Origin of the sequence: Bacillus sp. JAS24-2, assembly GCF_008274905.1 — a bacterium.
Taxonomy (GTDB): Bacteria; Bacillota; Bacilli; order Bacillales; family Bacillaceae_G; genus Bacillus_A; species Bacillus_A cereus.
On record NZ_CP031068.1, the window covers coordinates 3233854 to 3258788 of the forward strand.

Here is a 24935-nt window from a genome sequence, read left to right on the forward strand (position 1 = left end):
AGAAAATGTTATATATTACGATCGCTATTTTAGCTGGTGTTTCTATCGTTGTTGCTAGAATTATTAACGCGAATTTAGCAAAGGAAATTGGAAACTGGGAAGGCACGTTTTTTAATTATATTACTGGATTATTTTTCTCTATGTTATTTTTAATTTTCAGTTCAGATTCATTGTATATTCCAATGCAGACGTTACAATCTATTCCTATTGCTGTGTACTTAGGCGGATTAGTAGGCGTTATCGTTATTTCATTATCCAACTATATTACTCCTAAAATATCAGCCTTTTATTTAACATTACTCATCTTTATCGGACAATTATTTGCGGGGACTATTATTGATTTCTTCCTAACAAATGAACTCTCAATTGGTAAAGTTATTGGTGGCATTTTCGTATTAATTGGGCTCACTTACAATTTACTCATAGATCGCCCGATAAAAACTGTGAAACATAACCAAGTTCAACTATAATACTTTACGCTTACCTATCATATATTAATAGAAAAGCTCTTCACACGAAGTAATAGAGAGGAGAAAATCCTATTAAAAAAATTATTTTATTGCTAGGTAGTGTATTGATTATTTGTGGAATTGTATGGTTTATAAACTCGGGAAAATCTATTCAAGATCTCTATACTGCAAATAAACCGAAAAAGAAAGCTACTATTATTTCAAGCTCGCGAGATCCAAATGAGCCTCCTGTTTTTTTAGGTAAACAGGAAATAAAAGATATACATGTCGAATCAATTAAAACAAAACAGGATATCTTTCTCACAAAAACAGATGAATTAAAAACATTTATTAACAGTATGAATACCGCAAAAAAAGGCAAATTAACATTGGATGAAGAAGGATCAGATTTAATAGATTGTGATATGTGGATTACTTTCGAGGATGGAACTTATAAAAAATATTTCATATGGATAGTTGATCATCACAGCAGCGAAGTGATGATTGCTCAGCAAGATACTCCTGATGATGTAAACCTTACGTACTATCAGTTAAACGAAGATAGTTCAAAAAAAGTTTATAATTTATTTAAAAAAATTATTTAAACGAAAAAGTCATGAGCACGCGAACTCATGACTTTTTGCACTATATATACTCAGGGAACACTCTACAACCCTTTTCCTGCTCTATATCATGACCAAAGAAAACAATTGGTTTCTCTTTCGCCACAACTCCTTTTAAACGTTTAATTGAAGATAAAGCTAATTCTGGATCAAATCCTGCGAACGGCACTTCATCTTCAAAATTCTCTTTCGTGTACGATGCATCAATCGTTAATAAAACTGAACCGGATTGCTCCGTCTCAATGAATAGCGACTGATGGCCTGGAGAATGACCTGGCGTATACAATAATTGAACACCTGGTACCACTTCATAATCCCCTTCAATAATTTTGTAGTTCAAATGCGGTAATATACATTCTTTCATATATTCTTCTCTATGAAGTGCTGCCTCATATTCCGTTCGCTGCACAATAATCGGTGTATTTGTAAAAACACCGTTTCCTCCTGCATGATCAAAATGTAAGTGAGAGCTAATAATATATAAAAGGTCGTCCGGCTCATACCCTACACGCTTTAATATATTCACGATTCTATCTTCTTCAGTCATTTTCGGTAAAATCTGTCCTTCAACAAATGTACCGTTAAAAAGCCCTTCATTATTAACTGCACTTTCTGGCATACCTGTATCTACTAAAATAGGACCTTCTTCTGTCTCCAAAAGATAACACCATACCGGCAAGTTTAATAATTTTCCCGGTGTTAACGTACTGTTAACAGACGAATGATCCAACATACAACGACCTGCTGGGATGAAATAAAGTTTCTTTACTGTCATTATGTATCCACCTTTACATTTAGTTTGGGATAAAGTAATACAGTAAAAAATTCTTCTTTTTAGAAATAAACTCCTTCTAGACTATCAGTACAGCTTACATAAAAATGAAACATTAACACCGATTAACGCTGAAAACTTAAAGAAAGTACATGCACTACTTGAAAGCGGGCACACCATTGGGAAAATCGTATTAGAGAAATTTTAATCATGATAGTGACAGATAGTATGTGAAATTATATTAACGATTTTTCGAATATATCTATCATAACGTACAATATATCAACGATTTTTCAAATATATCTATCACAAATCAAATTATATCGATTTATCGACAAATAGCAACAATATGAAAAGGCTGTTCCAGATGAACAGCCTTTTCATTATTTACTTGAAATCTCTTTATTATTTTGAACGTCTAACGGAGCTCGCTTTCCTATTCCGAAAGCATAGAAACTAATTGTAACGATAGCTAAGAAAATAATACCTACAACTAATGAAATACGAGTATCATCGTTAAACCACATTCCGATTAATACCATAATTAAAAAGGCAATTGTTAAATAGTTTGTTACAGGAGCAAATGGCATTTTGAACGGATGATCTTTCATCTCTGCTCCCTTTTCTTTTCTAAAATTAATTTGACTAATTAAAATGACAAACCATGGTACCATTCCAGGAAGTACACTCGCACTATATACATATACGAATAAGTTTTTCGGTGCGATGTAACTTAAAACAACACCAACCGCCAGACCGATAATTACGCCAACTGTACCAAATAAAGGTACACCATTTCCAGAAAGTTTCGTGAAATATTTCGGTGCTTGTCCATTTACACCTAACGTATAAAGCATACGACCAGCACTATAAATACCACTATTACAACCAGACATTGCTGCTGTAATTACAACGAAGTTAATAAGTCCAGCTGCTGCCGTAATACCAACCTTCGCAAAAGTTGCTACGAACGGGCTACCAATTGTACTTAATTGATCCCACGGATACACAGTTACAATAACGAAAATAGCACCGATGTAGAAAATTAAAATACGCCAAATTGTACTTTGAATCGCTCTTGTAAGTGTCTTCTTTGGATCCTTCGCTTCACCAGCAGTAATACCGATTAATTCCACACCTTGATACGCTCCAACTACAAGTGATAATGCAAAGAAGAATCCTGAAAAACCACCTGTAAAGAAACCGCCATTTGACCAAAGATTAGATATGCCAATCGCTTCTCCGCCGTTACCAATTCCGAAGAAAATAAGGCCAAATCCTGCAATAATCATTAATAGAATCGTAACGATTTTAATCATCGCAAACCAAAATTCAAATTCACCAAATGACTTAACAGAAATTAAGTTAGCTGCACCAAGAATAACCATTGCAATTATACCTGGTATCCAAGCTGGTAAATCCGGGAACCAATATTGCATATACGCTCCAACCGCGATAATTTCTGACATCCCAACGATAACCCACTGGAACCAGTTACTCCACGCTGTCATATAACCAGCTAGTGGATGAATATACTTATGACCGAATGTCGCAAATGAGCCTGTACTTGGCTCCATATACAACATTTCTCCCATGGCACGCATGATGAAGAAGATGAAAATACCTGCAATTGCATAAGCAAGCATTACTGACGGACCTGTCCATTTAATTGTGCTGGCTGATCCCATAAACAAACCAACACCAATCGTTCCGCCTAAAGCAATCATTTGAATATGACGTGCTTCTAAACCTCTTTTCAATTCTTTGTTTGCCACTTCACTTCCCCCTCTTAGATGATTCATAGCCGCATTTTAACACAAGATGCTTTCCCCTAATTCCTTTCGGCCCTGAAAATGATGAAGCAAACGTCATTTTACACTAGCTTTAAAGCTATCCTAAAATCGTTTTGTGCTCCTAATAAAATTCTCAAAACCTTTCATCTTCCAATATTCTATAAATCTTAAAATTACTTATCTTATATTAATTCATTAATCTGAAAAATTCAATTATTTTTTCAATAAATTATTATACATAAGTCTGATTAATTTTTAACTAAATTAACAATAAAATACATCTATTCAATATGATTCCGGCATGTATATTATTACAATATAAATAACCGAGGAGATGCTATCTTCCTCGGTTTCATATCTCAAATACTTCAACCTTTATAGTTGATAACGTAATTTCCCACACATTCGATTCATATACCAATAAGAAATTTAATATATTAATAAACTACTAACTTCTTTACCCCAGCCAAATTTTGAGGCAGAAACCTTTCTGCCTCAAAACAACGGGATAAAATATAAAAGAGTCTCATTAAAAAATGAGACTCTTTTACAATTTCATATTTAAATCGATTTCGAAGTTTGCTTACCAAAGATAAATACCCTAGTAAACACTGCCATTATAACTACAATAACTAGAAAATAAAGTGGCATCACCAGTAACGAGCCCGTATGCAATTGACTCATTCCCCAAATTGTCATCGTTACAATTACATAGTATCCTAAGCTAAACAACGCTCCAGCTGTACCAATGACATCTTGAAAATCTACTAACGCTAAACTTAAACAATTAGGTAACGCTACTCCAATTCCTAATAGCAATATAAACATCGCTATTAAAAATACAACCATATATATTACATTCGGATTTGATCCCACAAACGTAATAACAGATAAAAGGATAGCTCCTCCTGTCATTACAAGACAACCGATATATATAATTTTCTCTGGTTTATAAGTAGCAAGTAAACGTTTTGAAATTTTCGCTCCAACAATAGAAGCAGACGCTACAACAATTCCTAGAAAGCCATACATACTAGGCGATAACTGAAAGTATTCAATAAAGATAAACGGCGCTTCTGCATAATAGCTAAATAAAACACCATTTGCTCCTCCAATTAATAGCCCATACGTTACCACTTTTGGATTTGTAATTAACCTCTTCAAGACTGAAAATACATTTATTTTATTCGTTACTGAGCCCGTTTTTGTTTCAGGAAGAGAAACAAACGTATACAGAAAAATACCGATACTCATAACTACTAAACTTAAAAATACTATTTTAAATCCAAACATTTGATCAAGAAAGCCACCAATTAACGGTCCTATCGCTGGTGTAAAAGCAATGACTGCTGAAATTTGAGCAAACATAACATGCCTCTTATGCCCTTCTACACTTTCACGAAGAATCGTTTGCGTCACAACTGATCCTGCACTTGCTCCAAACGCTTGAATAAAACGACTTACCAATAAAACTTCAATGGAATTTGCAATAAAGCACAAGAAACTCCCAGCGCCATATACGACAATTCCAAATAACATTGCCCAGCGACGGCCAATTATATCTGATAGCCATCCAATAAAAAATACACCTAAAGCAAATCCAGCAAAATACACACTAAGCGTTAACTGCACCTCATTATTACTTACATGTAACGCCTTTGAAATGTCAGGTAAAGACGGTGTGTAAATCGTTTCACTAATTTGCGGAAATGCGACAAGAATAATCATTAACAAAAGTGATGGTACTGAGACTTTTTTCATTTTTCATACCCTCCTATAACTTTGAAAATCTCAGAAATAAAAAGACTTTCCTTAGCTACGGAACAGGAGGGGCCATTATAGAAATCCGGTCATAAAACAACAAAGAAAACACCTCAATTACGTATGTTAATACTTATAGGAGGGTAATATTAACATCGATTTTTAAATATACTTTTTCAATTATATTACATATTAATTTTATTTTTCTAGTATTATCATTTCGAATGCTCTTTTTATATTAGTGAACAAATAATAAACGCCATAAAAGATAACAACTTGATATGAACGCCTTATTATGGAATAATTAGAAATAGTTTGAATCAATGAACCTGATTATAAAATGATAGACTCATATATTCCTAATGTCATAAAGTTGAACAAGTAGGAGGACTTTCGTAATGATTGAAATTTTAAGGACAGTAGTAAACTTCCTAATTTCTCTATTCTCAGGAGAATTACCCTTTGTGTATTATGTATGGATTATTACCCTATTCCTAATTCAAATAATCCAATCTACTCTGAACTATAAGCTTTTTAACAAGAAAAACAATTTCAGCACTTATATATCGGAAGGATTACTTGCTTTTATTATTTTATTGTTTGGAGGAATATTAGTATCTAAGTTACTTGCTTACATAATAGACGATTCTACTATTAGTATGACGAATTTAACACATTATTTTGTTTCTCTTATCATATTAACTATATTTGTTGTAATAACCTGTGTTAAAGACTTTATAGAGGCATCTATAAAGAATAAAAATACCTCTCTTTTTAGCTTTTTAGTAATTTCCTTCATAACAAGTATACTTTCATTCAAGTTTTTATCACCTTTAATTGAAGGTTCTTTTTCTCTTTCTAAATCTTTTATAACTACTTTAATCATTCTAGTAACTATATCAATCCCTCTATTAATTTCCTTAGAGGATAAGTATGCAGACGAAAAGGAAACGGAAAATTTATAGATTCTCATTTACATAAAAGAAAGAGGGAGCTCCCCTCTTTCTTTTATATCGTTCTATTTCACAAGACTAAATCATTCCTTTTAATATTAATCCTAAAACTGACATTATTATCGCGCTAATAATAATTCGCAAAATCCAAGTAGTGTTTGTACTTATTTTTTCTAATTGCTTATTGATTGTTGCTATGTCTTTCTCATTAATAGTGGTACGCGTTTCTAAATTTCGAATGTCTCTCATAATTTCTTTTTGCTCCGCCTTGAGATTGTCAATTTTAGCGTAAACATCTTCCATATATTCACACCCTCTGTTCATCTTAATAGAAAAATCTATATATATTATGAGACAACCCTCTTACCTGTGAATACATTGCGTATATCCGCGTACCAATTTTTTTGTACAATCTAATTGAATTACTCACATGTTTCCATTCTTCTATTTATAAATTAGCGTTGAGATACATTAAAATTAGAAAAGGAATCCCTTGTTTATTTAACAACAAACAAGGTGCAATCCACCATTCGGGAGCACCTACGATAATTTCTATTGTTTTCATATTTACAACTCCATATAATCAGTATGATTTTCTGAAGAAGCCAATTTTTGAACTGCTTAAAGTATACTAATATGAATACGAAATAGCTGTATTGATAAACTCTCTAGAACAATAAATATACTGGCTGAAACGGATCTATATCCAATATTTTTTCCAGTAACATGAATGGTTATTTCTGATAAATGCGTTTGTACATCATTGTTTTCAAAAATTTCATCCTCAACCTTTACAATATCTGCTTCACAATCTACTTCTTTAAAAGTTTTCAATAATTTTGTTTCCAATAAACTACAATCAAAGCTCTCATCTTTTATTACGGCAAATTTAACCTTCATATCGATTTCCCCATTTTTAACAAACTAAAATCACTAAATCAATATAAATATATATTATTCTATTAAATAATTCAAAATATACGCTTCTTATATACATTATTAAAAATAGGTTCTAAAGAATTAAATGAAAAAAGAAATTACATATACAAATCCCCTCTTTCAACCAATCAATATAGAATTCCCTTATGCCCAATGATTAAAATCTTTTCATATTAAAGCCGTAGATTCTAAGGACTTTTTGTTTTTATATTGATAAGTCATTTCTTGAATTTTGTATCATCGGAATTAATAATATAGTAAAACAAATTAAATATTAGGCGTTCAACTAATCTTTCATATAATTCGTCTCTTAATTATTTTGCTCATTGCGCTTTTTTATTTTCCTCACTATTTCAACTAAACTTTGTGTAATAATACATATTTCAAATACATTATTTCCTTTCACTCATACTTTTTTCATTGAGTTTTTATTCACAAATTCGTAACACATACATATGAGTTATCATGCTAAAATTAGTTTATTCACAAGAAGAAGTTCTTCTTAATAAATCAATCATTTTTAATACCCTGTTTAAAGCCTTGCCCCCCTGCAAGGTTTTTTCCTATTTAAATAGAGTAGTAGTTTTCATTATGCTTCTCTCCCCCTTGTTCCTTACCCTACAAATAATACTTCATATTTATTTTAATTTTTCAGCATCCGTACTCGCTCTGTTCGAGAGCTCTTTACCAAATATTCAATCTAATGATAAGATTGACCAAATTAATATTTTCGTCCATAACTGTATCAAAAAGTACACTAAAGAAAAAATAGCACTCTCACAATTAAGTAAACGCGAGCTTTTTCTTCTATCTACTTACTATTTAAGGTTAATAGTGATATAACCAGATTTAAAAATTCGACTTAAATTCATTGATGAATGGAGAGGTTTATATGAAATTGAAAGACAAAGTAGCAATCATAACTGGTGGTGCAAGTGGAATTGGCGAATCTACTGTTCGTCTTTTTATCGAAGAAGGTGCAAAAGTAGTTATTGCTGACTTTTCTGAACGTGGAAAAGAACTATCAGATGAATTGAATGCACATGGATATAATACGTTATTTATTAAAACTGATGTAACAAAAGAGGCAGATATTAAACAGCTAATTCATGAGACAGTAAGTACATACGGTAAATTAGATATTATGTATGCCAATGCCGGCGTTGCTGATGATGCACCAGCAAACGAATTATCCTATGAAAAGTGGAAAAGAACTATTGATATTAATTTGTCTGGGGTATTCCTTTCTGATAAATATTCGATTGAACAATTCCTTAAACAAGGTACAGGTGGTGTCATCGTTAACGCTGGTTCAATTCATAGTTTTGTTTCATTACCTACCCCAACAGCATACTCCTCTGCAAAAGGTGGTGTGAAACTATTAACTCAAAATTTATGTACTGCCTACGCTAAATATGGAATACGTATTAATGCGGTGTGCCCCGGTTATATTGACACCCCTTTACTTGGTAGTGTTAATCCTGAACAGAAAGAATATTTAGCTTCACTTCATCCACAAGGCAGACTTGGAACACCAGAAGAAGTCGCTAAAGCTGTCTTATTTTTAGCAAGTGATGATGCTAGTTTTGTTAACGGTACAACACTTCTTGTTGATGGAGGCTATACTGCACGTTAATTTAAAAATTTTGAAGCACCCTAAGAAATATATAGTCTTCAACAAGAAAAAGCGCCATCACAAGTGACGGCGCTTTTTCTATGTAAGAGCAACTAGAAGGTATCCTTCTAGCCTACTCCCATTTATAAGTCCAAAACTGTTCAAGTTGCAGCCATTTTAATGTTGCTGCATCTTTGTTTTTTATTTTTGCATGCGTGTCTTCAAGCATTGCTTCTGTTTGTGAACGGTGCGCACCTAATGCAGTTAATTTATGATCAAATACTTCACTAATGTTATTTACAACATCCGGTTCTCCTAATACTGCTTCACGATTTTTCGTAATCGCAACAGCATGGATAACTGGGCGCTCTTCTTTTGGCATACGTGATACAGCGCGAACGACAGCGCGGCCAAATGCATTATGATCTGGATGTACACCGTGCTCTGGATAAAATGTAATAATTCGAGATGGATTTACTTCTTGAATAATTGCTTCAATTTTGTCAGCAACGAAATCAACATCTTCAAATTCTAACGTTTTATCATGGAAGCCAAGCATTCTTAAATCTTTAATACCCATCGCTTCACAAGCATCTTTCAATTCTTTCTTACGGATATGTGGAATCGTTTCACGGTTAGCGAATACGTTCTTACCCATGTTACGTCCCATTTGTCCTAGAGTACCACATGCATACGTTACAGGTACTCCTTGATCTGTTAATAAGCGAATTGTTCCTCCCGCAGCATATGCTTCATCATCTGGATGCGGAAATACAACAAGTACATGTCTCTCCATAAGTTTCCCTCCTTCTTACTTAAATGGTGTTAAGCTTAACTCAAGTGCAACTGCTAGACGACCTAAATTATCATGTCCAGCTAATAATAAACGCTCTTGATCGTCTACTTCCCAGTGCGTAATACCTTCAGCATATACCCAACCGTGATCCATTTTCAAACCAACTCGGTATGGATTTGTTCCAGTTATCTTCCCGCGTTCAAAACGGATAATCGCATTTCGAATGAAAGCACCAACTGTCATCATCTTTTCATTTATGTGTGATGCATACGCTCCGTTTGTCGTTTCTAAATGAATATATACATCTTTATTTACAAAACGTTCAATTTCATTTTGAATAAGAGAACTATCTTTTACTATTTCCATCGGAATTCACCTCTTTAAACCATTTTACGCAAAAATAATGTAAATTGCTATCTCTATATTAGAGGACAACGCTCACTTTTCCTAATAATTTGCACTGTGTTTTTTATATTTTTTATATGATATGTAAAAAATACATTTTTTCCTTCACTTTGTTAAATAGTTTTCTTTCTTTTTTGAATTTGCTACAATATATTTTATCCCGTATTATTGCAGCGAGATACATTTCGACAATTGAATACATAATTTAAAGAAGGTGACATGATTGGAACAGTCAGCACATGAAGTAGCAAATTGGCAATATTATTTTGCAATTGCCGTATTTTTAATCACGTACGGATTTATTATTTCTGAGAAATTGAATCGTGCTGTAATCGCACTATTCGGTGCTGCTATTATGATTATTTTTGGAGTTGTAGATTTACATACTGCTTTCACATCACATATTCAATGGGAAACGATTACCCTTTTAATTGGGATGATGATTCTCGTACATATTACGAGTCAATCAGGCGTCTTTGAATTTGTGGCCATTAAAGCGGCAAAAGCAGCTGGTGGAAAACCGATTCGCATTTTATTATTACTATCCCTATTAACTGCTGTCGGATCAGCATTTTTGGACAATGTAACGACTGTTTTATTAATCGTTCCTGTTACATTATCCATTACACGTATTTTAAAAGTAAATCCTGTGCCTTATTTGATTTCAGAAGTGCTGTTTTCAAATATAGGCGGAACAGCAACATTAATCGGTGATCCACCTAATATTATGATTGGATCAGCAAACAAGCATTTAGACTTTAACGCCTTTTTACTTAACTTAGCTCCAATCGTAATTATTATTTCTATCGTGACACTTGGCATTATTTACTTCATGTATCGTAACAAACTAAAAACAACACCTGAACAAATCGAAAAACTAATGGCATTAAACGAAAAAGATTACATTAAAGATCAAAGCCTCCTTTTAAAATCTATTTCGATTTTAGGACTAACTATTTTAGGCTTCGTACTTCATTCGATTATTCATGTAGACGCTGCTGTTATCGCGATGACAGGCGCTACACTTCTTATGTTAATCGGCGTGAAAGAACATGATATTGAAGATGTATTTGCCCATGTTGAATGGGTAACCATTTTCTTCTTCGCCGGATTATTTGTTCTCGTTGGCGGGTTAATTGATATCGGACTTATCTCTTCACTTGCAAGAGAAGTAATCGACGTAACAAACGGTGACATCGGATTCGCAGCTATACTTATTTTATGGGTATCTGGCATCGCATCTGCGACAATCGACAACATCCCATTTGTCGCAACGATGATTCCTCTTATTCAAGACTTAGCTACAGGACTCGGACTATCTGTCGATTCTCCGCAAATCGAAGTACTATGGTGGGCGTTATCTCTTGGAGCTTGCTTAGGAGGAAATGGAACACTAATCGGTGCATCTGCAAACGTAGTCGTTGCTGGTATTGCAAAACGTGAAGGACATGGCTTCTCTTATATGGACTTCTTAAAAATTGGTTTACCATTAACTATTGTTGCACTCTTGTTATCACATGCTTATATATATTTACGTTATTTAATGTAAAAGTTGTATTGCATGAAATTATATCGTCAAATACAAAAGGTTTGCAGCATCCGTGCTGCAAACCTTTTTTCATCACCAAAATATACCGATAATTGCTAAACCACCTAAAATCATACCACCAATTTGTCCGACAATTGTTGGTGATAATTGAACACCTTTTCTCACTTCAACAACTGGTCTTTCGTGCCTTAGTTGCTGCACTTCACTTTGAAGTTGGTGCACACTTCCGTGTAACTCTTTAATAAGTTCTTTTAATTCGGCGACCTCTTCATTTACTGGTTTTGCCTTTTCTAAATTCATTTTACATGACTCCTTATAAATTCAATCAACACACTGTAAATTTTCGCCAATTACCATTATATCTCCTGCATACTACATATATAATTTCGAATGTACTTTCTAACCTTGCAGCTCTATCCATTCATCCCGCAATATCCCCATAATCATACGGTCAAAACACTTCCCATCTCTTTGAACCGCTTCTCTCATACAGCCTTCCATTTGAAAACCCATCTTTTTATACAATGCAATGGCAGGTTTATTATACGAAATAACATCGAGACCGATGCGGTGTAAATTCAATTCATAGAAAGCATACTTTAGAATAAGATGTATTGCTTCTTTCCCATATCCTTTTCCTCTATCATTCGCATCTCCTATACCAATGGCTAATAAACCTGTTTTGTTATTCCACTCTATACCATGAATCGCCACAAAACCAATTAAGCGATCTTCTTGAACTGTCCTTACCATGAAAGAAACACTATTCGATCTCCGTCCTTTTAATAACTCATCACTTGCTATTTCATTTAAAGATTGCGGGAATGCTACATCTGTATCAACATTTCTTAAATACTCACTATCTTCTTGCCACATAGCCATTACTTCAGCATCTGTTTCTCTCATAGCTGATAATTTAATCGTTTTATTTCGAAAAAGATTCATTGTCATTTCAAACTCCCCCTTTTAAATAACAGGGATACTTATTTTAGACTATTTATCCCCTTATTCCATAAACTGTTTCATAAACGGGATACTTACAATAAGCGCTGACATTGGCACATCTCCTCCATATTGAATTAACTTCATTGTATAATTTTTTATTTATTCTAACAATAATAGAAAGGCCCTCCAAATTTAGAGGGCCTTTCCTAATAGCAAAACTATATTATTTCGTAAACATTTTCTCCGCTTCATCCATTGCCATTTTGTTTCCTAAAGCAGAATAGTCCAGCCATGGTTGATCATTGATAATGTATACGTGCTTGCCTTTAACTGCTTTTAAGTCTTTCCAAATTGGCGTTTCTTGAAGTTGTTTAAATGCTGCTTTTGCTTTATCATCTCTATTTACAACAACGAAAATCGCATCTGCATCAAAGTCAGGTAATACTTCTTGTGAAATGACTTCGAAAGGGCGGTTTCCATCAATTTTCTCTACACCATTTGCAGGCTGTAACCCTAAGTCTTGGAATAAAATTGGTCCCATCGGTCTTTTCGTACTAAATACACGCAATTCTTTTGCAGTAACGCGAATTGCCATTACTTTTTCGTTATTACCTAGCTCTTTATCTATTAAACCTTTTACTCGTTTTGATTGCTCTTCGTAATCTTGAATATATTTATCTGCTTCTTTCTCACGGTTTACAAGTTTACCAACTTGTTTTAAATGATCTCTCCACGTACCTTCATCTAAATTGAAAGAATGTGTTTTTGCAATTTTTTCGTATTTCGCTACATCTTTACCAGCATATTTTTCATCAACATAAATGTCAGTTGGCTTTAATTGAAGTAACGCTTCCATATTCGGACCTGTTACAACACCAAGCTTCTTCGTATCTTTCAACTTCTCTTTAGCGTGCGGTAAGAAATCTTTTAAATCTCCACCAATAACAGAACCTACTGGTGTAATTCCTAATGCAAGTAAATCATTTGTTAAATGAATAGACATTGAAGCAATTTTTGGGTCATTACTTTTTTCCGTTTTTTTCGTTGCCTCTTCATTAGATTTCGTTTGACCACATGCTGCTAATACTAAAATACACATGATGCTAAATAAAATAGTAAGTTTCTTTTTCATATGTTCTCCTCTTTGAAGTATTTATTTTGTTTTTGTAAGTAAATAAAGAAAATACGGTGCTCCTAATGCGGCCACTACTACACCAGCCGGAATAGAATTTGGCTCAAATATAGAGCGACCTATCGTATCTGCTAGTACTAAAATAATCATTCCGATAATGCCAGCTAAAGGAAGAAAGTGTTGATATGTAGTACCTACTAACTTCCTCGCGATATGCGGAGCAACTAAACCGATAAAACCAATCCCTCCTGCCATCGATACACTCCCGCAAGATAATCCAACCGCTGTAGCTAAAAGTAATAACCGTTCTTTTTGAACAGGAACACCAAGTCCTGCTGCTACACTATCACCTAGTGACAATGCATTTAACGTTTTAGATTTTAACCATGCATACGGGGTAAGTATGCAAATCCAAGGTAATAACGCTAGGACATGAATCCAATCCCTTCCCCACACGTTGCCAACTAGCCATCTAGAAGCGAATGTATACGTCTCATCATTTAACTTGAGAGAGAAAAATAACGAAATTGCACTAAAGCCAGCTGAAACAGCAATACCAACGAGAATAAGTCTAATGGGAAGTAAACCTTTCGACCGATCACTCGCAAGTAAAATAATAAGAAATGCAGCTAATAACCCTCCGCCAAATGTAAATAACGGTATTAAAATCGATGCATTCTCATTAATAGAATGAAAGAAAGTAACGAATATAATTAGCCCGAAAGATGCACCTGCATGCAGCCCAAGAATACCAGGATCTGCAAGTGCATTCCGTGATAACCCTTGCAAAATCGCACCGGAAATACCAAGACCAATACCGGCTAACATCGTGATTATTATTCTTGGCATACGATAATCATATAGCACGGTTGCACTCTCAAAATTACCATAACCCAAAAGTGTTTCAATTACTCTAAGTGGCGCTATACTCAGTGTCCCTGTATTTAAACTAATTAAAATTACAGCGATACTTATACATCCGAAGATTGTAGTTACAGTAATAGCTCTCTTTTTATCCTTGTTAAAAAGATCCTTCACTTATAACTCCCTCCCAACTTTACGTGCTATATAGAGGAAGAATGGAACTCCAACAAGAGCTACCATAATCCCTATCGCAAGTTCCTTAGGAGGGTTTACTGTTCTTGCCCCTAAATCAGCTACAACTAATAACATAGCTCCTAATAATGCTGACATAGGAATAATGAGTCTATAATTAACACCAACTAATTTTCTAGCAATGTGCGGGATAACTAGTCCTACAAATCCAATAGAACCAACAGCTGAAACAGAAACACCTGCCAGAATAACTACTATAATCATCCCTAGTATTCTCGTTCGGTTCGTTTTCACTCCTAAATTTGTAGCAACATCATCTCCCATTGATATGAGTGAAATAGATCTCCCTAGCATTGTCGCGAAAATAATCGTTATAAGAATAATAGGGACTAAAAATTTCAAGTGTTCCCACTTAACCCCTGCAACACCACCAGCATACCAAAACGCTAAATCTTGGCTTAAATCATAATAAATCGCAACACCTGAACTTAATGAATGTAAAAGTGCTGCCATAACCGCTCCAGCAATCGTTAACCTCATTGGTGTTAACCCGCCTGATGTTGCTGATCCAATAACAAAAATAAGCACTGTACTTAAGACAGCTCCAATAAAGGAAACAATCATTAAATAGGAATACGGCATATGTGGGAAAAAAGCAAAACTAAGTGCTACTACAAACATCGCACCTGCATTTATTCCGAGTACACCTGCATCAGCTAAAGGATTTCGTGTTACACCTTGCATAACAGCACCAGCAACCGCAAAAGCTGCCCCTACAACTGCTGCTCCAATTACTCTCGGGAGCCTTAATTCATAAATAATTTGGTGCTGTGTTAGTTTCGGATTATAATCCAAAACCGCTGCCCACACCGTTTGTACATGAATATCTTTTGCACCAAATGAAATGGCTAAAAATATAGATCCAATTAAACATAAAATTGTTAAGCTCATGAAACATATGAACTTAATATGTATCCAGCGGTTATTACCAGCATGTACAGTAGACTTATGTAACATGTTTCATTTCATCCTTTATATTCAGTTGTTTTTTGTAATTATTTTTTATTTATAATTACTATTGATAATAATTATCATTTTCATTTAGATATTATATCCCCACTTTTTTTAAATAGCAAACTATTTTTTTACTTTTCTACTATTCATTGTTTTCACACACACATTTGTACAATTTTCATTACAAGGCGTTACATATAAAATGCCACTCGTTCTCTCCTTTTTCCTTATCGGTTTCTTCATTTGGATTGCAGAGAATATCGCAACATTTTTCGGAGCATGGCAATATCCAAATCAACGGGAAACATGGAATCTCATTCACTTAAGCAAAATTAGTTCATGGTTTTTACTCGTTGTTATTAGCATTATGATTGTCACGCAGCTCAAACATTTGAAGCAATCAAAAAGATAATGCTAATTATGTAAAAACAGTTAGCCCATCAATCATTAGAGAGTGATGGGCTTTTTTTAGTAATATTTTTTAAACCAACCTTATCAAAGGAGTTATAATTTACAAGAGTATAAGCAGTTGCACATTATGAACTACTACTAGCAGAAGATGTTGCTGCAGATGAAGCGGCAATCGTTGCCATCATAGCAGCCTGTTGTGCTTGTATGAGGACTTCTATCATTGTTTGTAAACCTGTGTTGGTAGTTTTACTTTCCTCACCTTTCTGACTTACGAACAGTTGAATAGCAATAAGAATATTTGTATCTGTATGCCAACGGAACAATTTATCCCCCTGCAATTTTTCAATAAATGCTCTAATAGAATGAATCTCTTTTTCTCCATCCTCGAGTAACGCTAGTAACCCGATAGCTGGGTAATGCATCTGTTTTACTTTTACCTTTTCTTGCTTTAACAAATTCCATATATTTGTGCATTTTGCGACTAACAGTTCTTCCCTGACATCCTTCTTTAGTGAAAGAATATGACTCAAAAATTGAAGATCATTCCCTTTATGCAAACCAGCTGTCGCTAGTTTCTGATAAAGGCGTTCCACTCGGTCCATAAGTGTGTCTACATTCTCTGATTGTCCTGCTAATAAAACCGCGAGCGGATAATCATTTGTACTTGTAAGAAAGAGGTGATCCTTTTTCATGCGTTTATATACTTGCATCGAGCGTTGAATGTGCGCGCCATGCTGTTCATTTTCTTCTGTTAAAAGTACAGCTGCTGCGAGATAAGTAAATATACTCCGGCTAAACCCACCAGTGACCAATTGTTCATATAAATCTAAAAACTCCCGAAAAGCTTTCTGGTAATCTGTAAAGTGAATATCTAATGTTGCGGCCACTACAAAACGATGATAAGACTTTAAGTATGAAAACATCCCTACCTGATTCTTAATATAACTACTAATTTCTAAAAAACGTCCGAGATCAAACAGTTTATCACTACCTGCATACATAGCAGCAATCATCATTCCTGTTCGAGAATCGCTCGTTTTCCATTTTAGTTCTCCCTTTAACTGTACATATGTATGTTTATATTGCTCCAACTTTTGCTCTAATGTAATCATAGTATTCACCCCTATTTCTAGTTCTTCTCTATCATTATACTTATATTCCATATTTAGGAATACTACAATTAATAATCACACCATAAAAATTATAAAATCCTCTTATCCTTCTTCATCAGCATCACGATGATAATCCCTAATCCTTCAAGAAGTTAAACAAAAAAGGTAGATAATAATTTATCTACCTTTTTTGTTTATATCATTTAACATTACACCTGTATTGCTTGTTATATGCAATTAAGACTAAAGAGCTTTAATAATACGTTCCATCGCCTTCATTTGTCCAATATGATCAGCTTCATGATAAAGCATCATACCGTAAAGCTCACCAACTGTTTCCAATCCTAGAAATGGCTCTGGCAGTTTATTTTCAAATGCTTCTGCTGGAATTTCTTTAATACGTTTTGCTTGTTCTTTTAATTGGACCGTTAACACTTCTAATGATGGTCCTTCTGTTGTCCATTTAGATGGTCTTGATCCATATCCAAACATACCTGGATATTCAGTTGGTAATTGTTTGAATTCTTTTCCAAACATGAAAACTTCTGCTGCCGTTAATACATGACCGATATGCCAACGAATTGTATTGTTAAAACCCTCTGGCTGCGTATCCACAGTTTTATCATCTAGCGTCTCCATAAATTTAAGTAATGCCCCGCGCGTTATTTCAAATTGTTTTAGACCAATTATTCTATTCATTTTATCGTTCTCCTTCTTCATGTACATTTTATTATGAACTAAGAATGTTCAATTCATTAAAGTTTCACTTTGTTTAATCTATCAGAAACAATGAAGAAATACATCTAATATGCTTAGTAAAAATAATAAAAAGGTTCACCTCTCGTACATATAGAATTACTTATTACACAAATAGTTTAGTAAATAAAAGAGGAGTGTTAATTTCATGTTACATGTTTTAAAACAGCAATATAATCTTATTAGCTCTACAAGAGAAACTCTATTTTCGTTTTTGGAAGAAATCCCAGTAGAAAAATTACATAGCACAGTTCCTAATTTCGGGAGCGGTAGCATTATAAAGACTCATATTCATGTAGCCGATTGCTACCGATACTGGCTTGGATCATTCGCATTTAAACAAAAGCGAGTAGACTTTTCATTTGCTAGCGATTACGAAATTGAGCATGCAGATGTGAAAAAAGTTCGCGCTAGATTTAAGTTAGTAGATGAGACTGTACAACGTTTTTTAGATGAATACAATGACCGTTGGCTCGAAAATATTGCAAATGAAGTAAAGTGGCAAAAAGAGCCTTGGAGTACAACTCCGCTATGGCTTTTAACTCATACGGAAACTCATGAGTTTCATCATAAAGGACAAATTGTATCAATGGCTAGGCACCTTGGATATACTCCTCCTGATACAGACCTTAGTTAATACATTCGTGTTCATTTCAAAGCGGAATGAGCAGCAAGAATAATAGTATGATCAAAAAACTCGTTGATACATTTTGTTGTGTATAAAACTTTTATTATTTGTTTTAGGTATACCATACCATTATAAAATTCATGTAACATCGAATTAAGGTTCATATTTTTTATGTAACTCATTGAAGAAAGTTTAAGTATTTATACATTCAATTACTAACTAAAGGAGAAAATTATAATGAGATTAGAGAGCGAAAGAATTTATTTAAGGCCTCTTTGCCAGCTAGATGCTCCTATTATATTAGAAAGTACAATGGATGATGAAATAAGATATATGACTGGAACTAAGTCCACTTTTTCATTGGAGCAAATTACGAAACATATAGATCATATAAATAATGATTCAAGTCGCTATGATTTCGCTATTTGTTTACAAAGTACTGAAGAGATGATTGGAGAGTTGTCGATTTTAGATATCGATGAGGAGAACAAAAGAGCAGGATTCAGAATATCAATGCTTTCAATAGCATTAACAGGACAAGGTTATGGAACTGAAGCTATTAAAATAGTTTTAAGGTTTGTTTTTGAACAACTATCATTAAATCGTTTACAGTTAGAAGTATTTAGCCATAATTTACGCGGAATTAAAGCTTATGAAAAAGTTGGTTTTGCAAAAGAAGGAACCTTACGTCAATCTTTATTTTATAACGATACATACTCAGATGAAATTATTATGGCCATACTTAAAAGCGATTATATAGAGAGACCTTTGTAAATGAATGTACTTAATCTATTAAACAATTTTAAAGAACCTTACCACAATAAAATGCAGTAAGGCTCTTTCATTTTTATATCAAATAACAGCTCTTAAAACATGTATAATCGTATCAATACCAAATAGTCTCCGCATAATTATATGCATCACTATTCGGAATTGCATGTTTCCCCTGTGCTTGTGCTTTTCTTGGATCTAAATCATATACCATTGGCGTATAGCATGATGTTTGCCCTTTATTTACAACACCATTTCCTCCAGCACTTCCGCAAGTGTATGCCTTTCCATCTGTTTTTCTAACAATCCTTGCATCAGCTTCATTATTATAAACTGCCAGGCGAGTTACAGTAACTTTTGCCCACGCTGTTTTACACGTCGTGCTAAATTTTAATTCCACATAAGAATTTGAATCAATCCACTTCTTTTCTTTCGTTACTGCTGATTGATCACAACTATTGTAATACGGACTTTTCCCATCATACGAATGGTCTTCTGCAAATGCTTTATCATTATTGGTCGTACTAAACACACTAGTTACGACGAGCAATGCCAGACAAAGACATGCGCTTACCTTTTTAATAAGTTTCACAGGATTCCACTCCTTTATTAATAACGTCCAGTTTTCCCGTAACCATTATTAATCGTCACTGCTTCGGCATCAGCTGTATAACCAAAATCAGCAGTTAAATCAAACACCATTCCTGTATAAGTGCTCGTTTGCCCAGTTTTAATTGCTCCATTACCACTATTAGAATCTACTGATTTTTGGAATACACCATTTTTATATTTATTAATAACAGCGTAAGCATATACTCCTCCAGAAACAGAAGGTGCTGGTTGATCTAAAACAAGCTTAGACCATGCCGCATGACATGTATTACTGTAACGTAAATACACTGTTCCTACTTTTTTACTACCTTCATAAACTGCTGTAGACTTTGCATTAAATCCATCTGCATCACATGTTGTACTTCCCCCGTATACTTTCGTTGTTGCTGGATTTTTTCCGTCATAATAGCTACTCAGATCAGTAGCTGCAAATGTACTTTCTTGAAAACTAAATAATACCCCTACACTCGCTACACTTAACACACATACTTTCATTAACTTTTTAAACATTTTTAATTCCCCCTCAAAATGATTATGTATACTAAACACAACCTATACTGCTGTGTTAGCCCTCCTTCCATGCTTCCTAGAGGCATCTTACAAAAACGAATTAACGTTGTAAATTCCCTTATGATTATTGGAATATACGAAGAACTTTACTTATCCTTGTAAGAAAAAAAGTTGAGAAATACACATTTTATAGCATCCTTTATTTAAAACATAAAAGAACCGATACTTGTTATATTCAAGCATCGGTTCTTTATACAAAATTGCCATTTTTTCTTTTATATAAAATAAATATTTCTCCACTTAATTTGTTGTAAAAAACTCCCTCGTTACATCAATAAATTGCTGCAGTGGTGCTGTCATCCATTTATCTTTATGCCAAGCAATTTGTGTATAAATTGGAGGTATTGTTTCGTTTAACATTAACTCCTTTAACGTCCCTTCCCGTATATCTTTTTCTACTACTATCGCTGGTAAAACGGCTATACCTAAATCTGCAATAACACATTGTTTAATTGCTTCCACACTAACAAACTCAATTTTATTTGCTGGATATAGATCTTCCCCGCGAAATAGCTCTTCAAATAAAGTTCTATATGAGCAGCCTAATTCTGTTAATAAAAGTGTTTCACTCTCTAAATCTTTTATAGAAACAGTAGTCTGTTCAAGTAAAATATGCCCTGGAGCAGCTACTACTTTTAATTCTTCTTTCATAAGTGGTTCCACATGTAAAACATCTTCTGTTTTACATTCGTCCAAAATAAATGCAAGATCTACTTTTCCCTCCATCAATTGTTCCTTCGCATCTTTATTGGAATGTGCTGGTTTAAATATAAGCTTTATTTTGGGGAATTGTATTTTAAACCTCTTTAATATAGAAGGCAGTCTGTATGTACATTGACTTTCTTGTGCACCAATTATTAACGTACCTGCTATTTCCTCATCATCTTTCACGGCCGTCTTTGCTTCGTTACTAAGTGCGATTATCTTGTCTGCATATAGTTGAAACTTTCTTCCTGCTTCAGTTAAGAAAAGACGTTTCCCTAATCTCTCAAATAGTGGTGTACCGAGCTCAGCCTCTAACGTTTTAATTTGTGCTGTAACGCTCGATTGAGCAAAGTTTAATTTCTTCGCAGTTTGTGTAAAGTTCAAAGTATCTGCTGCTACTTTAAATGTAATTAATTGTTTTATCTCCATTTATCATCCCTCTTTTTCAATCGATATTTCCGATTGATTTCATCGAAATAATCCTCTTTGTCTATTGATATTTATATTGTATGATAAAGAGCATCGACAAACAATAAAATGGAGGTATTCCATATGAAAGCACTTTGTTTCGAAACATTCGGAGATGCTGATGTACTTCAATATAAAGAAATCCCTGATCCAATCATTAATCCAAATGAAATTCTTATCCGCACGAAAGCAATCGGTCTAAATTTCGCAGATATTTATAGACGCCGTGGTGATTATCACCTCGCTGGTAACCCTCCTTATATATTAGGTTATGAAGGCGCTGGTATCGTTGAAGAAGTAGGTGCTAACGTTACTACTATCAATCCTGGAGACCGTATTGCATTTGCTGACGTTCCATTCGCAAATGCAGAATTAGTTGCCGTTCCAGCAGAAAAAGCAATCCCGCTTCCAGATTCAATTTCTTTTGAAACAGCCGCTTCTATCTTATTGCAAGGTCTAACGGCACATTATTTAACGAAAGATAGCTATCAAATAAAACAAGGTGATACAGCTTTAGTCCATGCTGCGGCTGGTGGCGTTGGTCAACTTCTTATTCAAATGATTAAACTACAGGGTGGAACAGTAATCGGTCTTACGTCATCAACCGAAAAAACCAAAGTAGCCACGTTAGTTGGGGCTGATCACGTATTTTTATATACTGAAAAATGGCATTCAAAAGTACTTGAAATAACAAACGGTACTGGAGTAAATGTTGTATATGAATCAGTAGGCTCTACACTTGAGGAAAGTTTTAACGCTACTAAAATCGGTGGTACTGTCGTATTTTACGGAATGGCCGGTGGTAATCCTGCGCCCATTGATCCACGTATGCTTATGGATACTTCGAAAACTTTAACTGGCGGAGACCTTTGGAACGTACTTACTACTTTTGAAGAACGTAAGCAGCGCTCTACTCAATTATTTGATTGGATCGCTACTGGAAAATTGAACATTGCAAGTCCTACTACATTCTCTTTACAAGACGGTGTCCGTGCACATGAATTATTAGAGAGCAGAAAAAGTACTGGGAAGATTTTATTGATCCCATAATTCATAAAATGAAAAGAAAGCTAGATTAAAATTTTGTGAAGACCTATAGTGAAAAAAATTGATAAATGAAAGGACATAACATATTTTATATAACTAATATGTTATGTCCTTACTTCTTCAAATAACGATCCCATGTATCACTCGAATAATTTTTGAGCTCTTTTCTCAATTAAAACTCCCTTTAATTGCATATGTTCTTTTATTTGTATATTGCTAGAAAATTATCATTTTTATTTATGAATAAGGCTACGTACCGATTTAAGCTAAAAACTAGATTTTGATCCTATAACAACAGTGGCATCTAATTCCTCATCTCTAGTCACTTTCGTGGTAAGCCCAGCACCAGCAAAGATTTCAAAGGTCTGAGTTGCCTGCATTTCACTCGTCTCTATTAAAAGATGCCCTCCCGATGCGAGCCAGAGAAATGCTTCTTTTGCTACTCTTCGCTGAATGTCGAGTCCATCCTCTCCTCCGTCTAGCGCCATTTTCGGTTCATGTAGACGGGCCTCCTGTGGAAGCAGCTTTATTGTCTCGGTAGGAACATAAGGTACGTTTGCAACTAGGGTATTCACATGGCCTTTAAGTGCGTGAGGCAAAGCTTTATACAAGTCACCTTCAAAAACATGGCCACCGAAATTTGTTACGTTGCGGCTAGCACATCGTACTGCGACAGGATCAATGTCAACAGAATACAATTCAATTCGTCCTAAAGCTGCCGCCAGAGCTACACCCACAGCACCTGAACCGCAACATAGATCAACGACGATATCACCAAAGCATAACAGAGCTTCTGCTTGGCGAACAAGAAACTCGGTACGTTGACGAGGTACGAAAACACCTCGGTCCACTTCTATCCGCAACCCACAAAATTCTGCGTATCCAACAACATATTCAAGTGGCAAACCATTGGCTCGCATTTCCACCATTCTCTTGAGGTCCTCTGGAGTTCGGGCTGCTGAAATAAGTAACCGGGTCTCTTCTTCTGCGAAAACACAACCCGCGCTCTGAAGTCTGTTAATTATACATTTTTCCGTTTTATTGTCCAAAAAGGAATTACATTCTTTTCCTATTTATCTCACCACTTTTTCTTATTTATAACCCTGTATTCGCTAAAAATTGGATGTATCCTTTTTAACAAAGTGGTCCTATTCAAAAAAATATGCCCTTATTCAATTAAATGACCCGATTGTTGAACAAAGAAACGTTCTACACAATAGAAAGTTTCATTATAATATCCCAATATAACCTTATAAATGATGCACTAAAAAATAAAAAGGAAGCTAGATTTTACTAACTTCCTTTTCTTATATCTATTTAAGATAGTATTATATTTCCACACTTTCTTTCCCTTTTGCAACATAACTCATATCTCCAACCGACTCGACTGTGTATGTTCCATCTTGATATACAATCTTCGTCACGCTAGCATTTTCCACTCCAAGTTTTGTTTTGCTACTGTCTAACATTTCTATTAAGGTAGTAATCAAAAGCCCATGAACGACAACTAAGACGTTACCGCCACCATTTTCAGCAGCTTCTTCACTAATTTTATCTATCTCTGTTTTTATACGAGTAGAAAACAATTCCCAATCTTCCGCCTGTTTTGTCGGATCTGCTACTCTAATAAGGTTAATCACTTCTTGAATAGAAAGCTTCAAGAGTTCTTCTGGTGATGCAACGCCTGCAGCTTTTCCAACCACATCCCACATATTCTCAAGTTTTTCACCTTCAAAAATACCGAAATTTAATTCTCGCAAATCTTTTCTTTGCTCAAGTTTTAATTTTGATTGCTCACTATATTTTAATACTAAATTAGCAGTTTCAATTGCGCGGCCGCTATCACTACTATACGCATTCATAAAATGAATATCTTTTAATCCTGTTCCTAAATTTGTGGCAACTTCAACACCTCTTTCTACTAAAGGAGAATCTGCCCAACCTTGCGCGCGATGATTCGTATTTAATATTGTTTTACCGTGTCTTGTAACATATAACGTCACTACATTCTCATTGCTATGTGTTTCTCGCTTATTCATTTCATTCTCTCCCT

Annotated in this window: 27 protein-coding genes and 1 pseudogene; 9 read left to right on the plus strand and 19 right to left on the minus strand. The window is 34.5% G+C overall.

Features of this window, described 5'->3' with window-relative positions; genetic code table 11:
* Window positions 1-5 precede the first annotated feature (5 nt).
* Window positions 6-470, plus strand: a complete 465-nt coding sequence (locus tag DN407_RS16740) for a DMT family transporter (RefSeq protein WP_000965814.1) — start codon at window positions 6-8, stop codon at window positions 468-470.
* A gap of 89 nt (window positions 471-559) precedes the next feature.
* Window positions 560-1054: a YhfM domain-containing protein gene (locus tag DN407_RS16745; protein WP_000901692.1), complete on the plus strand. Its 495-nt coding sequence runs from the start codon at window positions 560-562 to the stop codon at window positions 1052-1054.
* Window positions 1055-1094: 40 nt separating this feature from the next.
* Here the strand turns inward: DN407_RS16745 and aiiA are convergent, their stop codons facing one another.
* The 3 genes from aiiA to DN407_RS16760 all read right to left on the minus strand — a co-directional run bounded on the left by aiiA (window position 1095) and on the right by DN407_RS16760 (window position 5398).
* Window positions 1095-1847, minus strand: a complete 753-nt coding sequence (aiiA, locus tag DN407_RS16750; protein ID WP_106824540.1) for a quorum-quenching N-acyl homoserine lactonase AiiA — start codon at window positions 1845-1847, stop codon at window positions 1095-1097.
* 380 nt (window positions 1848-2227) lie between these two features.
* Window positions 2228-3619: an amino acid permease gene (locus DN407_RS16755; RefSeq protein ID WP_001284404.1), complete on the minus strand. Its 1392-nt coding sequence runs from the start codon at window positions 3617-3619 to the stop codon at window positions 2228-2230.
* Between the two features lie 579 nt (window positions 3620-4198).
* Window positions 4199-5398, minus strand: a complete 1200-nt coding sequence (locus DN407_RS16760; protein ID WP_098381869.1) for a multidrug effflux MFS transporter — start codon at window positions 5396-5398, stop codon at window positions 4199-4201.
* A gap of 398 nt (window positions 5399-5796) precedes the next feature.
* On the opposite strand from DN407_RS16760, the gene DN407_RS16765 reads away from it, so the two are divergent.
* Window positions 5797-6363, plus strand: coding sequence for a DUF5823 family protein (locus DN407_RS16765; RefSeq protein WP_087875617.1), 567 nt, complete (start codon window positions 5797-5799; stop codon window positions 6361-6363).
* Window positions 6364-6429: 66 nt separating this feature from the next.
* Here the strand turns inward: DN407_RS16765 and DN407_RS16770 are convergent, their stop codons facing one another.
* Entirely contained in the window at window positions 6430-6654 is a 225-nt protein-coding gene (locus DN407_RS16770; RefSeq protein WP_000390458.1) for a hemolysin XhlA family protein, read from the minus strand.
* Window positions 6655-6972: 318 nt separating this feature from the next.
* Window positions 6973-7251, minus strand: coding sequence for a hypothetical protein (locus DN407_RS16775; protein WP_000865018.1), 279 nt, complete (start codon window positions 7249-7251; stop codon window positions 6973-6975).
* A gap of 931 nt (window positions 7252-8182) precedes the next feature.
* Here DN407_RS16775 and DN407_RS16785 point away from each other — a divergent pair.
* Window positions 8183-8926, plus strand: a complete 744-nt coding sequence (locus tag DN407_RS16785) for an SDR family NAD(P)-dependent oxidoreductase (RefSeq protein ID WP_000768017.1) — start codon at window positions 8183-8185, stop codon at window positions 8924-8926.
* A 112-nt stretch (window positions 8927-9038) separates the two neighbouring features.
* Here DN407_RS16785 and bshB2 read toward each other — a convergent pair whose 3' ends face one another.
* Window positions 9039-9701 carry a bacillithiol biosynthesis deacetylase BshB2 gene (bshB2, locus tag DN407_RS16790; RefSeq protein WP_000439483.1) on the minus strand — a complete coding sequence of 221 codons (663 nt, stop codon included), beginning with the start codon at window positions 9699-9701 and terminating at the stop codon, window positions 9039-9041.
* A gap of 15 nt (window positions 9702-9716) precedes the next feature.
* Complete coding sequence (locus tag DN407_RS16795; RefSeq protein ID WP_000407045.1) at window positions 9717-10067, minus strand: YojF family protein; 351 nt, start codon at window positions 10065-10067, stop codon at window positions 9717-9719.
* 262 nt (window positions 10068-10329) lie between these two features.
* Between DN407_RS16795 and DN407_RS16800 the strand changes: the two genes are divergently transcribed.
* Window positions 10330-11655, plus strand: coding sequence for an ArsB/NhaD family transporter (locus DN407_RS16800; protein ID WP_000437992.1), 1326 nt, complete (start codon window positions 10330-10332; stop codon window positions 11653-11655).
* A gap of 72 nt (window positions 11656-11727) precedes the next feature.
* Here the strand turns inward: DN407_RS16800 and DN407_RS16805 are convergent, their stop codons facing one another.
* The 5 genes from DN407_RS16805 to DN407_RS16825 all read right to left on the minus strand — a co-directional run bounded on the left by DN407_RS16805 (window position 11728) and on the right by DN407_RS16825 (window position 15805).
* Window positions 11728-11955, minus strand: coding sequence for a coiled-coil domain-containing protein (locus DN407_RS16805; RefSeq protein ID WP_001047304.1), 228 nt, complete (start codon window positions 11953-11955; stop codon window positions 11728-11730).
* 99 nt (window positions 11956-12054) lie between these two features.
* Complete coding sequence (locus DN407_RS16810; RefSeq protein ID WP_000178506.1) at window positions 12055-12606, minus strand: GNAT family N-acetyltransferase; 552 nt, start codon at window positions 12604-12606, stop codon at window positions 12055-12057.
* Between the two features lie 217 nt (window positions 12607-12823).
* Window positions 12824-13732 carry an iron-hydroxamate ABC transporter substrate-binding protein gene (locus DN407_RS16815; RefSeq protein ID WP_149216506.1) on the minus strand — a complete coding sequence of 303 codons (909 nt, stop codon included), beginning with the start codon at window positions 13730-13732 and terminating at the stop codon, window positions 12824-12826.
* A 21-nt stretch (window positions 13733-13753) separates the two neighbouring features.
* Window positions 13754-14770: a FecCD family ABC transporter permease gene (locus DN407_RS16820; RefSeq protein WP_098341064.1), complete on the minus strand. Its 1017-nt coding sequence runs from the start codon at window positions 14768-14770 to the stop codon at window positions 13754-13756.
* The gene (locus DN407_RS16825; RefSeq protein WP_000902730.1) at window positions 14771-15805 is read right to left on the minus strand and encodes a FecCD family ABC transporter permease; all 1035 of its coding nucleotides are present in this window, start codon (window positions 15803-15805) and stop codon (window positions 14771-14773) included.
* Window positions 15806-15926: 121 nt separating this feature from the next.
* Here DN407_RS16825 and DN407_RS16830 point away from each other — a divergent pair.
* Window positions 15927-16214, plus strand: a pseudogene (locus DN407_RS16830) (DUF817 family protein); the annotation flags it as partial.
* A gap of 124 nt (window positions 16215-16338) precedes the next feature.
* Here the strand turns inward: DN407_RS16830 and DN407_RS16835 are convergent.
* Window positions 16339-17376 (minus strand): DUF4003 domain-containing protein, encoded by a 1038-nt coding sequence (locus DN407_RS16835; RefSeq protein ID WP_002103418.1) that lies wholly within the window; start codon window positions 17374-17376, stop codon window positions 16339-16341.
* 192 nt (window positions 17377-17568) lie between these two features.
* Window positions 17569-18045 carry a DinB family protein gene (locus DN407_RS16840; protein WP_113623480.1) on the minus strand — a complete coding sequence of 159 codons (477 nt, stop codon included), beginning with the start codon at window positions 18043-18045 and terminating at the stop codon, window positions 17569-17571.
* A 184-nt stretch (window positions 18046-18229) separates the two neighbouring features.
* On the opposite strand from DN407_RS16840, the gene DN407_RS16845 reads away from it, so the two are divergent.
* Window positions 18230-18718: a DinB family protein gene (locus DN407_RS16845; RefSeq protein ID WP_000903460.1), complete on the plus strand. Its 489-nt coding sequence runs from the start codon at window positions 18230-18232 to the stop codon at window positions 18716-18718.
* Window positions 18719-18946: 228 nt separating this feature from the next.
* Complete coding sequence (locus DN407_RS16850; RefSeq protein WP_001235431.1) at window positions 18947-19483, plus strand: GNAT family N-acetyltransferase; 537 nt, start codon at window positions 18947-18949, stop codon at window positions 19481-19483.
* Between the two features lie 112 nt (window positions 19484-19595).
* Here DN407_RS16850 and DN407_RS16855 read toward each other — a convergent pair whose 3' ends face one another.
* The 3 genes from DN407_RS16855 to DN407_RS16865 form a co-directional block, all read right to left on the minus strand.
* A complete protein-coding gene (locus tag DN407_RS16855) occupies window positions 19596-20072 on the minus strand; it encodes a DUF2690 domain-containing protein (RefSeq protein WP_000767004.1) in 477 nt (158 codons plus the stop codon).
* A 17-nt stretch (window positions 20073-20089) separates the two neighbouring features.
* Window positions 20090-20602: a DUF2690 domain-containing protein gene (locus DN407_RS16860; protein WP_000473748.1), complete on the minus strand. Its 513-nt coding sequence runs from the start codon at window positions 20600-20602 to the stop codon at window positions 20090-20092.
* A gap of 300 nt (window positions 20603-20902) precedes the next feature.
* A complete protein-coding gene (locus tag DN407_RS16865) occupies window positions 20903-21796 on the minus strand; it encodes a LysR family transcriptional regulator (protein WP_000403876.1) in 894 nt (297 codons plus the stop codon).
* A gap of 123 nt (window positions 21797-21919) precedes the next feature.
* On the opposite strand from DN407_RS16865, the gene DN407_RS16870 reads away from it, so the two are divergent.
* The gene (locus tag DN407_RS16870; protein WP_000645262.1) at window positions 21920-22885 is read left to right on the plus strand and encodes a quinone oxidoreductase family protein; all 966 of its coding nucleotides are present in this window, start codon (window positions 21920-21922) and stop codon (window positions 22883-22885) included.
* 263 nt (window positions 22886-23148) lie between these two features.
* On the opposite strand, the gene DN407_RS16875 is transcribed toward DN407_RS16870, so the two are convergent.
* Both DN407_RS16875 and DN407_RS16880 read right to left on the minus strand, forming a co-directional pair.
* Window positions 23149-23931 carry a putative protein N(5)-glutamine methyltransferase gene (locus DN407_RS16875; protein ID WP_000369194.1) on the minus strand — a complete coding sequence of 261 codons (783 nt, stop codon included), beginning with the start codon at window positions 23929-23931 and terminating at the stop codon, window positions 23149-23151.
* Window positions 23932-24210: 279 nt separating this feature from the next.
* Window positions 24211-24921 (minus strand): histidine phosphatase family protein, encoded by a 711-nt coding sequence (locus tag DN407_RS16880; RefSeq protein WP_001042056.1) that lies wholly within the window; start codon window positions 24919-24921, stop codon window positions 24211-24213.
* Between the last annotated feature and the right edge of the window lie 14 nt (window positions 24922-24935).

What these genes read in the sequence shown, in the direction of transcription:
- DN407_RS16740 (WP_000965814.1), top strand. Translation starts at nt 6, where the DNA reads ATGTTATATATTACGATCGCTATTTTAGCTGGTGTTTCTATCGTTGTT.
- aiiA (WP_106824540.1), bottom strand. Translation starts at nt 1,847, where the DNA reads ATGACAGTAAAGAAACTTTATTTCATCCCAGCAGGTCGTTGTATGTTG.
- DN407_RS16760 (WP_098381869.1), bottom strand. Translation starts at nt 5,398, where the DNA reads ATGAAAAAAGTCTCAGTACCATCACTTTTGTTAATGATTATTCTTGTC.
- DN407_RS16765 (WP_087875617.1), top strand. Translation starts at nt 5,797, where the DNA reads ATGATTGAAATTTTAAGGACAGTAGTAAACTTCCTAATTTCTCTATTC.
- DN407_RS16770 (WP_000390458.1), bottom strand. Translation starts at nt 6,654, where the DNA reads ATGGAAGATGTTTACGCTAAAATTGACAATCTCAAGGCGGAGCAAAAA.
- DN407_RS16775 (WP_000865018.1), bottom strand. Translation starts at nt 7,251, where the DNA reads ATGAAGGTTAAATTTGCCGTAATAAAAGATGAGAGCTTTGATTGTAGT.
- DN407_RS16785 (WP_000768017.1), top strand. Translation starts at nt 8,183, where the DNA reads ATGAAATTGAAAGACAAAGTAGCAATCATAACTGGTGGTGCAAGTGGA.
- bshB2 (WP_000439483.1), bottom strand. Translation starts at nt 9,701, where the DNA reads ATGGAGAGACATGTACTTGTTGTATTTCCGCATCCAGATGATGAAGCA.
- DN407_RS16795 (WP_000407045.1), bottom strand. Translation starts at nt 10,067, where the DNA reads ATGGAAATAGTAAAAGATAGTTCTCTTATTCAAAATGAAATTGAACGT.
- DN407_RS16805 (WP_001047304.1), bottom strand. Translation starts at nt 11,955, where the DNA reads ATGAATTTAGAAAAGGCAAAACCAGTAAATGAAGAGGTCGCCGAATTA.
- DN407_RS16810 (WP_000178506.1), bottom strand. Translation starts at nt 12,606, where the DNA reads ATGACAATGAATCTTTTTCGAAATAAAACGATTAAATTATCAGCTATG.
- DN407_RS16815 (WP_149216506.1), bottom strand. Translation starts at nt 13,732, where the DNA reads ATGAAAAAGAAACTTACTATTTTATTTAGCATCATGTGTATTTTAGTA.
- DN407_RS16825 (WP_000902730.1), bottom strand. Translation starts at nt 15,805, where the DNA reads ATGTTACATAAGTCTACTGTACATGCTGGTAATAACCGCTGGATACAT.
- DN407_RS16835 (WP_002103418.1), bottom strand. Translation starts at nt 17,376, where the DNA reads ATGGAATATAAGTATAATGATAGAGAAGAACTAGAAATAGGGGTGAAT.
- DN407_RS16840 (WP_113623480.1), bottom strand. Translation starts at nt 18,045, where the DNA reads ATGAAGAAGGAGAACGATAAAATGAATAGAATAATTGGTCTAAAACAA.
- DN407_RS16845 (WP_000903460.1), top strand. Translation starts at nt 18,230, where the DNA reads ATGTTACATGTTTTAAAACAGCAATATAATCTTATTAGCTCTACAAGA.
- DN407_RS16850 (WP_001235431.1), top strand. Translation starts at nt 18,947, where the DNA reads ATGAGATTAGAGAGCGAAAGAATTTATTTAAGGCCTCTTTGCCAGCTA.
- DN407_RS16860 (WP_000473748.1), bottom strand. Translation starts at nt 20,602, where the DNA reads ATGTTTAAAAAGTTAATGAAAGTATGTGTGTTAAGTGTAGCGAGTGTA.
- DN407_RS16865 (WP_000403876.1), bottom strand. Translation starts at nt 21,796, where the DNA reads ATGGAGATAAAACAATTAATTACATTTAAAGTAGCAGCAGATACTTTG.
- DN407_RS16870 (WP_000645262.1), top strand. Translation starts at nt 21,920, where the DNA reads ATGAAAGCACTTTGTTTCGAAACATTCGGAGATGCTGATGTACTTCAA.
- DN407_RS16880 (WP_001042056.1), bottom strand. Translation starts at nt 24,921, where the DNA reads ATGAATAAGCGAGAAACACATAGCAATGAGAATGTAGTGACGTTATAT.